Here is a 13,156-nt window from a genome sequence, read left to right on the forward strand (position 1 = left end):
CCATTCCAGACGATCGATCATCGGGGCGCATCCGCTCGCGGTCGCGGGCTTCCGCCCCGATTTCCATGGTTGCCCAGCCCAGATGAGAATTGCGTGAATCCGGTAGCGGATTCCCACCCCCGCCGATCGGCGGGGGTCACCCGGCACCGGCCCCGTACCCTCGAACTGCCGCCCGCCGCACCCACCAGGGAGAGACATGCCGCCGACCCGGGTCCTGATCGTGGACGACGAGGTGCTGGTCCGCTCCGGGCTCGGCCTGATCGTCGGCTCCGCGCCCGACCTCGAGGTGGTCGGCGGCTGCTCCGGCGGCCAGGCCGAGCAGCAGGCGGTGGCGCTGCGCCCGCACGTGGTGCTGCTCGACGTCCGGATGCCCGACCTGGACGGCCTGACCGTGCTGCGCCGGCTGCGCGCCCTGCCCGACCCGCCGGCCGTGGCGATGCTCACCACCTTCGACACCGACGAGTACATCGGCACGGCGCTGCGGGCCGGCGCCGCCGGGTTCCTGCTCAAGGACACCGCCCCCGAGCAGTTGGTGCACGCCGTCCGGGTGCTGGCCTCCGGCGGCAGCGTGCTCTCGCCGACCGTCGCCGGCACCGTGATCAGCGGCTACGTCGACGGCGGCGGCCCCGACCTGGCCGCCGCCGCCCTGACCCGGCAGCTCACCGGCCGCGAACTCGACGTCCTGGCGCTGCTCGGCGAGGGCCTGTCCAACGCCGAGATAGCCGACCGCCTGTTCCTCGGCACCGGCACCGTCAAGGACCACATCAGCGCCATCCTGGCCAAGCTCGGCGCCGCCAACCGGGTGCAGGCCGCGGTCATCGCGCACCGCGCCGGACTGGTCCGGGAGAGCCGCCGGGACGAGCGGTGAGCGCCGAGCCGCCCGCCGGCCGCTGGGCCTGGCTGCGCTCCCCGCGCACCACCCTGCTCGTCCCGGTCGGGCTCGCCGCGATGGACTCCGCGCTGGTCGCCAAGGACTCCACCGGCTGGCAGCTCGCCCTCTCCGCGCTCTCCGTGGTCGCCCTGCTGCTGCGCCGCCGCTACCCGCTGACCGTGGTGCTGCTCACCCTCCCCGGCGCCTTCGTCAACGACATCTGGCTGGCCCCGCTCACCGCCGTCTACTCGGTCGCCGCCGCCTACCCGAAACCCCGCGTCCCGGTCGCCTGCGCCACCGCCTTCGCGCTGGTCGAGTTCTTCCACTGGCCGCTCTCCCCCGCCATCTTCGAACTCAGCCGGGACAACGTCCTCTACGCCATCCAGTCGGTGATGCTCGGCGCCGGCCCGGCCGCGCTCGGCATGCTCGCCCGCACCCGCCGCGAACTCGCCGAGCGGGTGACCGAACTCACCGAGGGCCGGCAACGGGAGAGCCGGCTGCTGGCCGAGAAGGTGCTCGGCGCCGAACGCGCCCGGCTCGCCCGCGAGATGCACGACGTGGTCTCCCACCAGGTCAGCCTGATCTCCGTCCAGGCCGGGGCGCTGCAGGTCTCCACCGCCGACCCGGCCGCCCGGGAGACCGCCCGCACCATCCGCGAACTCTCCGTCCGCACCCTCGACGAACTGCGGCAGATGGTCGGCGTGCTGCGCGCGGCCGGGGTGAGTCCCGTCACCCCGCTCGCCCCGCAGCCCCGGCTCGCCGACCTGCCCCGGCTGCTCGACGGCAGCGGGCTCGACGTCACCGGCGCCCTCGACCCCGGCGACCGGGACTGGCCCGAGGCGGTGGAACGCGCCGCCTACCGGACCGTCCAGGAGTGCCTCACCAACATCAGCAAGCACGCACCGGGCGCCGCCGTCACCGTCACGGTCACCGCCCGCGGCCACCGGCTGCACGTCGACGTCCACAACGGCCCGCCGCCCGCGCACGGCCCCACCCCACTGCCCGGCGGCGGCCACGGCCTGGTCGGCCTGCGCGAACGCGCCGCCCTCCTCGGCGGCACCTTCACCGCCGCCCCCACCCGCGACGGCGGGTTCAGCGTCCACGCGGAACTCCCGGCCACCGCCGAGCGCGCGGCCCAGCCGTAGCGCTCCGGTGTCGGCGGCCCGGGCGGGGCCGCGCGGGCGGCGCGGTCGGCCCCGGGGAAACGAGAAAGCCCCGCAGATCCGAAGATCTGCGGGGCTTCGCTGTGCGCGAGGGGGGAGTTGAACCCCCACGCCCTTTCGGGCACTGGAACCTGAATCCAGCGCGTCTGCCTATTCCGCCACCCGCGCATGGGTGTCGCCGTAAGATGCTTACCGCTCTTCCGACCTGCCGAGAAGCTTAGCGCATCTCTTGGGGTCTTCCGTCCGGCTCCCTCTCGGGCGCCCCTTCCGACATGGAAAACATTAGCACGCCCCGCGGGCCACCTGCGAATCCATTCCCCGTACCCCCGCAACCGGGGCGAGCCGAACGAGTGAGCGGGCCCCGCCGCGGGTAGCCCTCGGGGGCGCGACCTACCGGGGGAACCGTACGGAAGGGCCGCGCGTGGATACGATCAGTACGGAAGTACCGCTTTCAAGCCGACGAGCCGGCCCGACCGACGCCCTGAGAGGGGGTGCCCCGTGGGAGTCCTGAAGAAGTTCGAGCAGCGACTCGAAGGTCTCGTGAACGGCACCTTCGCGAAGGTGTTCAAGTCCGAGGTCCAGCCGGTGGAGATCGCGGGCGCGCTGCAGCGCGAGTGCGACAACAACGCCACCATCTGGAACCGGGACCGCACGGTCGTCCCCAACGACTTCATCGTCGAGCTCAGCCCGCACGACCACGAGCGGCTCAGCCCCTACGCCGCCCAGCTCGGCAGCGAACTGGCCGGCATGGTCCGCGAGTACGCCGAGGCCCAGCGGTACAGCTTCATGGGCCCGCTGCAGGTCAACCTGGAGAAGGCCGACGACCTGGACACCGGCCTGTACCGGGTGCGCAGCCGCACCCTGGCCGCCGAGCAGCCGCCGCAGGCCCCCGCGCCGCCGGCCGCCCCGGCGGGCTACGGCCGCCAGCCCACCCCGCACGCTCCCGGCGCGCCCTGGCAGCAGGGCACCGCCGCGCCGTACGGCGCTCCGCCGCCGCCGACCGCGCCCCCGGCGATGCCGCCCGCCCCGCCGGCCCAGGCCGGCAACGTCCGCCCCTTCCCGGGGGCCGGGCACGGCGGCGCCGGTACCCGCCGGTGGGTCGAGGTGAACGGCGCCCGGCACCAGATCGGGCAGAACGCCGTGGTGCTCGGCCGCTCGACCGAGGCGGACATCCGGGTCGACGACCCCGGGGTCTCCCGCAAGCACGCCGAGATCCGCCCCGGATCGCCCGCCATGGTGCTCGACCTCGGGTCCACCAACGGCATCGTGGTGGACGGGCAGCACACCCAGCGCGCTACGCTCCGCGACGGCTCCCGGATCGTCCTGGGGTCGACCACCATCGTCTACCGACAGGTCGAAGGGTAGAGCGGGCCGGATATGTCAGACCTGACCCTGACGGTCATGCGGCTGGGTTTCCTCGCCGTGCTGTGGCTGTTCGTCATCGTCGCGGTGCAAGTGATCCGCAGCGACCTCTTCGGCACCAAGACGACCCCGCGCTCCGGGCGCCGGGCCGCCCCCGCCGGGGCGCCCGCCGGGCAGAGCCGCCCCGCGCAGGCGCAGACGTCGGCCGCCGCCCAGCAGCAGGCCGCCGCCCGGCAGCGCCGCGGCCAGCCCACCCACCTGGTGGTCACCCAGGGCTCGCTGGCCGGAACCACGGTCGCGCTGCAGGGCCAGACCGTCACGCTGGGCCGCGCGCACGACTCGACGATCGTGCTCGACGACGACTACGCCTCCTCCCGCCATGCCAGGATCTACCCCGATCAGACTGGGCAGTGGACGGTGGAGGATCTAGGCTCCACCAACGGCACGTATCTGGACCGGCAGCGGCTGACCACGCCGACTCCGCTCCAGCCCGGCGTGCCGATCCGAATCGGCAGGACCGTCATCGAGCTGCGGAAGTAGTCAGCGCATGAGGACCAGCTCCACCCGAAGGAGGGCCCGGACAGCATGAGTCTCGTGCTGCGCTTCGCCGCCGGCTCGCACAAGGGCCTGATCCGCGAGGGGAACGAGGACTCCGGCTACGCCGGGCCCCGGCTGCTGGCGGTCGCCGACGGCATGGGCGGGGCGGCGGCCGGCGAGGTCGCCTCCTCCGAGGTGCTCGGCTCGATCGTCCGGCTGGACGAGGCCGACCCCGGTGCGGACCTGCTGACCCTGCTCAACGACGCCGTGCAGGTCGCCAACGACCGGCTGCGGCAGATGGTCGAGGACGACCCGCAGCTCGAGGGCATGGGCTGCACGCTCACCGCGCTGCTGTGGGACGGCCAGCGGATGGGCATGGTGCACATCGGCGACTCCCGCGCCTACCTGCTCCGCGACGGCCGGCTCAGCCAGATCACCCAGGACCACACCTGGGTGCAGCGGCTGGTCGACGAGGGCCGGATCACCGCCGAGGAGGCCGAGACCCACCCGCAGCGCTCGCTGCTGATGCGCGCCCTGGACGGCCGCGGCCAGGTCGAGCCCGACCTGTCGATCCGCGAGGTCCGGGCCGGCGACCGCTACCTGATCTGCTCCGACGGCCTGTCCGGCCCGGTCAGCCACCAGACCCTGGAGGAGACGCTCGGCAGCTACTACGCGCCGCAGCAGACCGTCCAGGAGCTGATCCAGCTGGCGCTGCGCGGCGGCGGCCCGGACAACATCACCTGCATCGTCGCCGACGTGATCGACGTCGGCGCCACCGACACCCTCAGCGGCCGGTTCGCGGACACCCCCGTGGTGGTCGGCGCGGTCGCCGACAGCCAGCCGCACCCGCTCACCGACCCGCGGCTGCTGGACACCCCGGCGGGCCGCGCGGCGGGCCTCGGCCGGTCCCCGCAGCCGCCGCAGGGCGCGTTCGGCCCGGCGCAGGGCTACGAGCCCGGCTACGGCGAACCCGGCTACGGCGCCCCGGCCGGCGACTTCGGTCCCGCCGAGGGCTACCAGGAGCCGGCCGCCGGCTACGGCCAGGGCGAGTACGAGGAGTACGACGAGCCCGCGCCGACCCACCGCAAGAAGAAGCGCGGCCTGAAGCTGACGCTGGCCGCGGTGCTGGCGCTGGCGGTGCTCGGCGGGGCCGGCTACTTCGCCTGGCAGTGGACCCAGGACCAGTACTACGTCGGCTCCGACGAGGGCCACGTCGCGGTCTACCGCGGTCTCGACCAGAACCTGGCGGGGCTGAAGCTCAGCTCGGTGTACCAGCAGTACACCGACGTCGAGCTGAAGTTCCTGCCCGCCTACCAGCGCGACCAGCTGGCCAAGAACATCCAGGCGACCAGCCTGGGCGACGCGCAGAAGCAGGTCGACACCCTGCGCGCACAAGCCGCGGTGTGCAAGAAGCTCGCCGAGTCCAAGCAGGCCCCGGCGGAGGGCGGCACCGCGCCGTCCGCCCCGCCGCTGACCGAGCAGGAGCAGCAGCTGGCCGCCTCCTGCTCGGCGCCGTAGGCCGCGTCCGCCGGGGGTAGGCACCGACATGAGCACCTTCGACGTGAGCAGCAGCACGCCCGCCGCCGGGCGGCGCCGCGCCGACTCCGCGAGCCCGCCGGCGAGCACCGTCCCGACCCGGCGGAACACCGAGCTGGCGCTGCTGGCGTTCGCGGTCGCCATCCCGGTGCTGGCGTACGCCAACGTCGGTCTGGCGATCGACGGGTCGCTGCCCACCGGGATGCTCGGTTACGGCCTGGGCATGGCCGTGCTGGCCGGCATCGCGCACCTGGTGACCCGCCGGTTCGCGCCGTACGCCGACCCGCTGCTGCTGCCGCTGGCCACCCTGCTCAACGGGCTCGGCGTGGTGATGATCTGGCGCCTGGACAAGGCCGGCGGCCTGCTGCGCAACAACTTCCCGGCGGCCGCCAACCAGCTGATGTGGTCCGGCCTCGGGGTGGCGCTGTTCATCGGCGTGGTGGTGCTGCTGAAGGACCACCGGATCCTGCAGCGCTACACCTACATCTCGATGGTGGTGGCGCTGGTGCTGCTGGCCGCGCCGGCCTTCTTCCCGTCCCGGGCGGAGGACTTCGGCGCGAAGATCTGGATCCGGTTCGGCTCCTTCTCGATCCAGCCCGGTGAGTTCGCCAAGATCATCCTGACGGTGTTCTTCGCCGGCTTCCTGATGGTCAAGAAGGACGCCCTGGCGCTGGCCAGCCGCAAGTTCATGGGCCTGTACCTGCCGCGCGGTCGCGACCTCGGACCGATCATCCTGGTCTGGCTGCTGTCGATCCTGATCCTGGTGTTCGAGACCGACCTGGGCACCTCCTTCCTGTTCTTCGGCCTGTTCGTGGTGATGCTGTACGTCGCCACCGAGCGGACCAGCTGGATCGTCTTCGGTCTGCTGATGTCCTTCGGCGGCGCCGCGGTGGTGGCCACCACCGAGTCGCACGTGAAGACCCGCATCAACGCCTGGCTGGACCCGATGGCGGCGTTCTCCCCGCACCCGCCGGCGCAGTCGTCCGAGCAGATCGGGCAGACCCTGATGGCGCTCGGCTCGGGCGGCACCACCGGCACCGGCCTCGGGCAGGGCCGCAGCTGGCTGATCCAGTTCGCCGCGAAGAGCGACTTCATCCTCGGCTCGTTCGGCGAGGAGCTCGGGCTGACCGGCCTGATGGCGCTGTTCATGGTGTACGCGCTGATCGTGCAGCGCGGCCTGCGCACCGCGCTGGCCGCCCGCGACCCGTTCGGCAAGCTGCTCGCGGTCGGCCTGACCTCGGCGTTCGCGCTCCAGGTGTTCGTGGTCGCGGGCGGCGTCACCGGGCTGATCCCGCTCACCGGCATGACGATGCCGTTCCTGGCGCAGGGCGGCTCCTCGGTGGTGGCGAACTGGATGCTGATCGCCGTCCTGCTGAAGATCAGCGACACCGCCCGCCGCCCGGCCGCCGAGCCCGCCACCGCCATCCCGGAACCGACCAGGCCGGACCAGATCCCCGGAGCGTCCTCGTGAACAAGCCGATCCGCCGGGTCTCGATCTTCTGCCTGCTGCTGGTGCTCGCGCTGATGCTGCGGGTGAACTGGGTGCAGGGCGTGCAGGGCTCCGCCTGGGCCGCCAACAGCCACAACGAGCGGGTGAAGTACGACCGGTACGCCTATCCGCGCGGCAACATCATCGCGGGCGGGCAGGCGGTCACGAAGTCCGACTTCGTCAACGGCCTGCGCTACAAGTACAAGCGTTCCTGGGTGGACGGCGCGATGTACGCGCCGGTCACCGGGTACTCCTCGCAGGCCTACGACAGCAGCCAGCTGGAGAAGCTGGAGGACGGCGTCCTCTCCGGCACCGACTCCCGGCTGTTCTTCCGCAACACCCTGGACATGCTGACCGGCAAGCCCAAGCAGGGCGGCGACGTGGTCACCACGATCGACCCCAAGACCCAGAAGGCCGCCTACGACGCCCTGGGCAACCGCAAGGGCGCGGCGGTGGCGATCGACCCGCGCACCGGGGCGATCCTGGCACTGGTCTCCACGCCGTCCTACGACCCGAGCACCTTCGCCGGCGGCAGCGCCGCCGACACCAAGGCGTGGACCGACCTCAACAACGACCCGAACAAGCCGCTGCTGAACCGGGCTCTGCGCGAGACCTACCCGCCCGGTTCGACCTTCAAGCTGATCACCGCGGCGACCGCGTTCGAGACCGGCAAGTACAAGAACCCGACCGACGCCACGGACACCCCGAACCCGTACATCCTCCCCGGCACCAGCACCGAGCTGAAGAACGCCAGCTCCGACGAGCCGTGCGAGAAGGCGACCGTGCAGGACGCCATGGACCTGTCCTGCAACACCGTGTTCGGCAAGATGGGCGCCGACCTGGGCCGGGACGCGCTGCGCGCGCAGGCCGAGAAGTTCGGCTTCAACAACGACCACCTGGACGTCCCGATCCGGCCCAGCGCCAGCTACTACCCGAAGGGCTCCTCGCCCGACGGCACCGCGCTGGACGCCATCGGCCAGCACGACACCCGGGCCACCCCGCTGCAGATGGCCATGGTCGCCGCGGCGATCTGCAACAACGGCTCGCTGATGGAGCCCTACCTGGTCGCCCAGGAGCGCTCCGCCCGGGACGTCATCTCCACCCACTCCGAGCACCAGCTCAGCCAGGCGGTCTCCCCGGCCACCGCGCAGAAGCTGCAGCAGCTGATGGAGTCGGTGGTGCAGAACGGCACCGGAAAGAACGCCAAGATCCCGAACGCGACGGTCGGCGGCAAGACCGGCACCGCCCAGCACGGCCAGGACAACACCGGCCTGCCGTTCGCCTGGTTCGTCTCCTACGCCAAGGGCGCGGACGGCAAGCAGGTCGCGGTCGCGGTGGTGGTCGAGGACGGCGCCGCGGACCGCAACGAGATCTCCGGCGGCAGCCTGGCGGCCCCGATCGCCAAGTCGGTGATGCAGGCGGCGCTCGGCCGCTAGGGCCGGTCGCATGCGTCACAATCCGGCCGGACTCCTCCGAACAGTGGCTTGAATTGTCACAATGGGACGGTCCTGGACGATACCGGTCTGGTCTCAGCTGCCAGGCCGTCCCGGACCGCTCAGGTTGGCCCGGTAGCGTATCCGCCAGCAGCGGGTGTACCCGCAGCCACCCGGGGCCCAGCGTTCCGGGGGTCGAAGCCGCGAACCGACGGGGCCTCGGCCGCGTCCAACAGAGCGTGCGGGGACACCTACGTCACATCCTCACCGGCCGGTGGGGGAGAGGGTCGGAGATATGGAAGAGCCTCGTCGCCTCGGCGGCAGGTACGAGCTCGGCGGCGTCCTAGGGCGCGGTGGCATGGCCGAGGTGTACCTCGCCCACGACACCCGGCTCGGCCGTACGGTCGCCGTGAAGACGCTCCGTGCCGACATGGCCCGCGACCCGTCCTTCCAGGCCCGCTTCCGGCGGGAGGCGCAGTCCGCCGCCTCGCTGAACCACCCCGCCATCGTCGCGGTCTACGACACCGGCGAGGACTACATCGACGGGATCTCCATCCCGTACATCGTGATGGAGTACGTCGAGGGCTCCACCCTGCGCGAGCTGTTGCACACCGGCCGCCGGCTGCTGCCGGAGCGCGCGCTCGAGATGACCATCGGCATCCTGCAGGCCCTGGAGTACTCGCACCGCGCCGGGATCGTCCACCGCGACATCAAGCCCGCCAACGTCATGCTGACGCGGCAGGGCAACGTCAAGGTGATGGACTTCGGCATCGCCCGCGCGATGGGCGACGCCGGCATGACGATGACCCAGACCTCCGCGGTCATCGGCACCGCCCAGTACCTCTCCCCCGAGCAGGCCAAGGGCGAGACCGTCGACGCCCGTTCCGACCTGTACTCGACCGGCTGCCTGCTGTACGAACTGCTCACCGTGCGCCCGCCGTTCGTCGGCGACTCGCCGGTCGCGGTGGCCTACCAGCACGTCCGCGAGGAGCCCGCCCCGCCGTCCGCGTACGACCCCGAGGTGCGCCCGGAGATCGACGCGATCGTGCTGCGCGCGCTCGCCAAGGACCGCGACTACCGCTACCAGTCCGCCGACGAGATGCGCGACGACATCGAGCGCTTCCTCGACGGCCTCCCGGTCAACGCCGCCCAGCAGGCCGCCGCGTACGGCGCGGCCGGCCCGGGCTACGGCTACGACCAGGGCGCCGGCCAGTACGACCCGTACGGCCAGACCAACGTGCTGCCCCAGCAGGGCGCCGGACCGACCACCATGCTCCCGCAGGTCGGCAACCAGCAGCCCGGCTACGGCTACCAGGAGCCCGGCTACAACGACGGCCGCGGCGGCGGCGGGTACGACGACGACGGCTACGAGGGCCGCGCCGGGCGCCGCCGCGAGGAGCCGAAGAAGAACAACACCTCCTGGATCATCCTGGCCGTGGCCGCGGTGCTGGTCCTGGTCGGCGCGTTCTTCGTGGTCCAGGCGATGGTGAAGACCGGCGACTCGGCGGGCGGCAAGACCACCGCGCCGAGCCTGGTCGGCAAGAGCCTCGCCGACGCCCAGGCCGCCGCCCGCGCGCAGAGCGCCAAGCTGACGGTCAAGCAGGGCGACCCGATCGCCTGCCCCGACACCAAGATCCAGAAGGACCAGGTCTGCACCCAGGACCCGGTGGCCAGCTCGCAGATCCCCGCCGACGCGGTGATCACGGTCCACCTGTCCTCCGGCCCGGCCCAGGCCGACGTCCCCGACGTCACCGGCCAGACCAAGGACGCCGCCTCGGCGACCCTCACCAAGCTGGGCTTCCAGGTCACCGTCGCCTACCAGAACGACGACAAGGTCGACCAGGACAAGGTCATCTCGCAGAACCCGACCGGCAAGGCGGCCGCCGGCGCGACCATCACGCTGACCGTCTCCTCCGGCCAGCAGAAGGTCAACGTCCCGAGCGTGATCGGCCAGTCGCAGGACAACGGTACGCAGGCCCTGACCGACGCCGGCTTCACCGTCCAGGTGCAGACCAAGGTGATCACCGACCAGAGCAAGGTCGGCCAGATCGTGGACCAGAACCCGAAGACCGGCCAGTTCAAGAAGGGCACCCAGGTCACCATCACGGTCGGCAAGATGGCCGACAAGGTCACCGTGCCGCCGCTGCAGAACGTCAAGCTCTCCGACGCCATCAAGCAGCTGACCGCGCTGGGCCTGACGCACTACCAGCTGGCCGGGTCGCAGGACCCGAACGGCGTGGTCCAGGGCACCAACCCGCCGGCCGGCACCCAGCTGAACCCCGACGACACGGTCACCCTGTTCGTCAAGCCCGCGGACCCCAAGTCACCCACCCCGTGACCGCCCGCAGCTGACGCAGGGGCCGCACCGCCCGCCGGTGCGGCCCCTGCGGCGTTCCCGGCTCAGCGCAGTTCGGCCGGCGGGGTGCGACGGGCGTCCACCGGCTCGGTGCGGACCAGTTCGGCCCAGACCGCCATCCGGTAGCGCGAGGTGTACACCGGGGTGCAGGTGGTCAGCGTGAGGTACCGGCCGGGACGGGTGAACGGCGAGCCCTCGGGAACGGGGGCCACCACGCCCACGTCGTACTTCGAGGTCTGCGGCAGCACCCCCGCCACCCGGTAGACGTACCAGGCGTCCCGGGTCTCCACCACCACCGGGTCGCCGGGCTTCAGCAGGTCCAGGTCGTGGAACCTGGCACCGTGCCCGTCCCGGTGCGCGGCGAGCGCGAAGTTGCCCTGCGCGTCCCAGGGCATCGCGGAGCGGTACGGCTCCTCGTACACCCCGGCCACGCCCTCGTTCAGCACCTCGGCCGAGGTGCCCGTCCGGATCAGCGTCCGGTTGCCCCGGCCGAGCGCCGGCACGTGCAGGAAGCCCACCCCGTCGCCGGCCTGGTAGCCCGGCGCGGGGGCGGTGTCACCGGGCGCGGCCGGGGCCGTCCAGGACTGCCGCAGCCGGTCGCCGGCCCGGTCGGCGGTGCGGTCGGCGACCACGTCGGTCCACCACAGCGAGTACCCGACGAACAGGGCCACCAGCAGCCCCAGGGTGATCAGCAACTCCCCCAGCAGCCCGAGGGCCGCCGCCGTCCGGCCGCGCCTGCGCCCGCCCGCCCCGACGGCTGTGCCCATGGTGCCGTGCCTCGCTGCTCACTGATGCCCGGTCAGCGCCTCCGGCTGGCCCTGGCTCCTCGGCCGTTCCTCGACCATCTTGCCAAAGACGATCAGCCTTCCCCGGGCACTGAACTCCGGCGTGCATGTCGTCATCGTCAGGTAGCGGCCCGGCGCGGTGAACGGAGAGCCCTTCGGCACCGCCTGAAGCACCGTCACGTTGGTCGGCGGGGTCTCCGGGATGCCGCCCGCCACCTCGTAGGTGTAGTACGCGGTCGCGGTCTCCACGACGACCTTGTCCCCCGGCACCAGCTGACCGATCTTCCGGAACGGCTGCCCGTGCGTGGTGCGGTGCGCGGCGACCGCGAAGTTGCCGGTCTTGTCGGAGGGCATCGCGGTGCCGGTGTAGTGCCCGACCAGGCCGTGGTCCAGCACCTTCTCCTTGTTGGTGCCCTCGGCGATCGGGTACTTCAGGTCCAGCTTCGGGATGTGGATGATGGCGAAGCCCTGCCCGGGCTCGAAGGCGGTCTGCGGCGCGGCGCTCTGCCCGCCCTGCGGGGCGGCGGGCGGCTGCGCCCACTGCTGCTCCAACCTGTGGCCGGCCGCGTCGGCGGCGGCGTCCGCCTGCACGTTGGTCCACCACAGCTGGTACGAGACGAACAGCAGCATCACCACGCCGAGGGTGATGAACAGCTCCCCCATCAGGCGGGCCAGCACCACCCGTCGGCGCTCCTTGGGGCGCGGCGGCCGCGCCCCGCCGGCCTTGCCGCTGGCCCGCCGGCGGCCGGTGCCGGGCCGCAGCCCCACCGGCCCCTGGGCCCGCCGCCGCCCGGCCCGGCCGCCGTCGGCGACCGGCTGGACGGGCGGCACGGGCAGCCGCAGTTGCAGTGTCTGCTCCACCGGGGCGGGCTCGTAGACCCCCCAGTCGTCCGGCTCGCCCAGGTTCCCGGGCACGCCCCCCTCCGGGCGCACGGCGGTCACCGGGTCAGCTCCGCCCGATCACCGGGGCGAGCCCGGCCGATCGGCCCACGGCCTCCGGGAAGCCGCACTCGGCCAGCCAGTTGGCGAGCATCCGGTGGCCGCCCTCGGTGAGCACCGACTCGGGGTGGAACTGCACGCCCTCGACCAGCAGTTCACGGTGGCGCAGGCCCATGATGACGCCGCTCTCCTCGGTCCGGGCGGTGACCACCAGCTCGGCGGGCACGGTGGCCGGGTCGACCGCCAGCGAGTGGTAGCGGGTGGCGACCAGCGGCGAGGGCAGGCCCTCGAACACGCCGCCGTCCTCGTGCTCCACCGTCGAGGTCTTGCCGTGCAGCAGCTCGGGCGCCCGGCCGACCACCGCGCCGTAGGCCACCGCGATCGACTGCAGGCCCAGGCACACCCCGAACAGCGGCAGCCCGGCCTCGGCGCAGTGATGCACCATCTCCACGCACACCCCGGCCTCCTCGGGCGTGCCCGGGCCGGGGGAGAGCAGCACCCCGTCGTAGCCGTCCGCGCCGTCGCGCGGGCGCGCGTCGGCGACGGTCAGCTCGTCGTTGCGGACCACCTCGCAGACCGCGCCCAACTGGTAGAGGTACTGGACGAGGTTGAAGACGAAGCTGTCGTAGTTGTCGACCACGAGGATCCGGGGCGGGCGGCCGGCGGAGGTCATCTCACTGCTCCT

At 72.4% G+C, this 13,156-nt stretch carries 11 protein-coding genes and 1 tRNA gene; 8 read left to right on the plus strand and 4 right to left on the minus strand.

Translation table 11 applies throughout. The features are described from left to right. Positions 1-196: 196 nt before the first annotated feature. Together ACWD4U_RS22895 and ACWD4U_RS22900 are read left to right on the plus strand one after the other, a co-directional pair. Positions 197-868, plus strand: coding sequence for a response regulator transcription factor (locus tag ACWD4U_RS22895; protein WP_363455832.1), 672 nt, complete (start codon positions 197-199; stop codon positions 866-868). Continuing rightward, on the plus strand, positions 865-2,016 hold the full coding sequence (locus ACWD4U_RS22900; protein ID WP_363455830.1) for a sensor histidine kinase: 1,152 nt from the start codon (positions 865-867) through the stop codon (positions 2,014-2,016). The genes ACWD4U_RS22895 and ACWD4U_RS22900 overlap by 4 nt, the downstream gene beginning before the upstream one ends. 102 nt (positions 2,017-2,118) lie before the next feature. Here the strand turns inward: ACWD4U_RS22900 and ACWD4U_RS22905 are convergent. Next, positions 2,119-2,202 (minus strand) — tRNA-Leu (locus tag ACWD4U_RS22905). Between the two features lie 330 nt (positions 2,203-2,532). Here ACWD4U_RS22905 and ACWD4U_RS22910 point away from each other — a divergent pair. The 6 genes from ACWD4U_RS22910 to pknB all read left to right on the plus strand — a co-directional run bounded on the left by ACWD4U_RS22910 (position 2,533) and on the right by pknB (position 10,729). Next, on the plus strand, positions 2,533-3,399 hold the full coding sequence (locus ACWD4U_RS22910) for a DUF3662 and FHA domain-containing protein (RefSeq protein ID WP_363455827.1): 867 nt from the start codon (positions 2,533-2,535) through the stop codon (positions 3,397-3,399). A 12-nt stretch (positions 3,400-3,411) separates the two neighbouring features. After that, positions 3,412-3,936, plus strand: coding sequence for an FHA domain-containing protein FhaB/FipA (locus ACWD4U_RS22915; RefSeq protein ID WP_363455824.1), 525 nt, complete (start codon positions 3,412-3,414; stop codon positions 3,934-3,936). A 45-nt stretch (positions 3,937-3,981) separates the two neighbouring features. Beyond that, complete coding sequence (locus ACWD4U_RS22920) at positions 3,982-5,451, plus strand: PP2C family protein-serine/threonine phosphatase (protein WP_363455821.1); 1,470 nt, start codon at positions 3,982-3,984, stop codon at positions 5,449-5,451. A 28-nt stretch (positions 5,452-5,479) separates the two neighbouring features. After that, on the plus strand, positions 5,480-6,940 hold the full coding sequence (locus tag ACWD4U_RS22925; protein WP_363455819.1) for an FtsW/RodA/SpoVE family cell cycle protein: 1,461 nt from the start codon (positions 5,480-5,482) through the stop codon (positions 6,938-6,940). Then, the gene (locus ACWD4U_RS22930) at positions 6,937-8,394 is read left to right on the plus strand and encodes a peptidoglycan D,D-transpeptidase FtsI family protein (protein WP_363455816.1); all 1,458 of its coding nucleotides are present in this window, start codon (positions 6,937-6,939) and stop codon (positions 8,392-8,394) included. Before ACWD4U_RS22925 ends, ACWD4U_RS22930 begins: the two co-directional genes overlap by 4 nt. 292 nt (positions 8,395-8,686) lie before the next feature. Further along, positions 8,687-10,729 carry a Stk1 family PASTA domain-containing Ser/Thr kinase gene (pknB, locus tag ACWD4U_RS22935; protein WP_363455814.1) on the plus strand — a complete coding sequence of 681 codons (2,043 nt, stop codon included), beginning with the start codon at positions 8,687-8,689 and terminating at the stop codon, positions 10,727-10,729. 62 nt (positions 10,730-10,791) lie between these two features. Here the strand turns inward: pknB and ACWD4U_RS22940 are convergent, their stop codons facing one another. Genes ACWD4U_RS22940 through ACWD4U_RS22950 form a run of 3 tightly spaced genes read right to left on the minus strand, consistent with a single transcriptional unit; the run spans position 10,792 to position 13,144 of the window. Then, complete coding sequence (locus ACWD4U_RS22940) at positions 10,792-11,514, minus strand: class E sortase (protein ID WP_363455811.1); 723 nt, start codon at positions 11,512-11,514, stop codon at positions 10,792-10,794. 18 nt (positions 11,515-11,532) lie between these two features. Further along, positions 11,533-12,447, minus strand: coding sequence for a class E sortase (locus ACWD4U_RS22945; RefSeq protein ID WP_449787278.1), 915 nt, complete (start codon positions 12,445-12,447; stop codon positions 11,533-11,535). A 31-nt stretch (positions 12,448-12,478) separates the two neighbouring features. Continuing rightward, entirely contained in the window at positions 12,479-13,144 is a 666-nt protein-coding gene (locus ACWD4U_RS22950) for an aminodeoxychorismate/anthranilate synthase component II (protein WP_363455808.1), read from the minus strand. Between the last annotated feature and the right edge of the window lie 12 nt (positions 13,145-13,156).

Source organism: Kitasatospora sp. NPDC002522 (assembly GCF_053595195.1).

Coding starts and splice junctions, on each gene's coding strand:
- ACWD4U_RS22925 (WP_363455819.1), top strand. CDS start 5,480: ATGAGCACCTTCGACGTGAGCAGCAGCACGCCCGCCGCCGGGCGGCGC.
- ACWD4U_RS22940 (WP_363455811.1), bottom strand. CDS start 11,514: ATGGGCACAGCCGTCGGGGCGGGCGGGCGCAGGCGCGGCCGGACGGCG.
- pknB (WP_363455814.1), top strand. CDS start 8,687: ATGGAAGAGCCTCGTCGCCTCGGCGGCAGGTACGAGCTCGGCGGCGTC.
- ACWD4U_RS22895 (WP_363455832.1), top strand. CDS start 197: ATGCCGCCGACCCGGGTCCTGATCGTGGACGACGAGGTGCTGGTCCGC.
- ACWD4U_RS22920 (WP_363455821.1), top strand. CDS start 3,982: ATGAGTCTCGTGCTGCGCTTCGCCGCCGGCTCGCACAAGGGCCTGATC.
- ACWD4U_RS22950 (WP_363455808.1), bottom strand. CDS start 13,144: ATGACCTCCGCCGGCCGCCCGCCCCGGATCCTCGTGGTCGACAACTAC.
- ACWD4U_RS22915 (WP_363455824.1), top strand. CDS start 3,412: ATGTCAGACCTGACCCTGACGGTCATGCGGCTGGGTTTCCTCGCCGTG.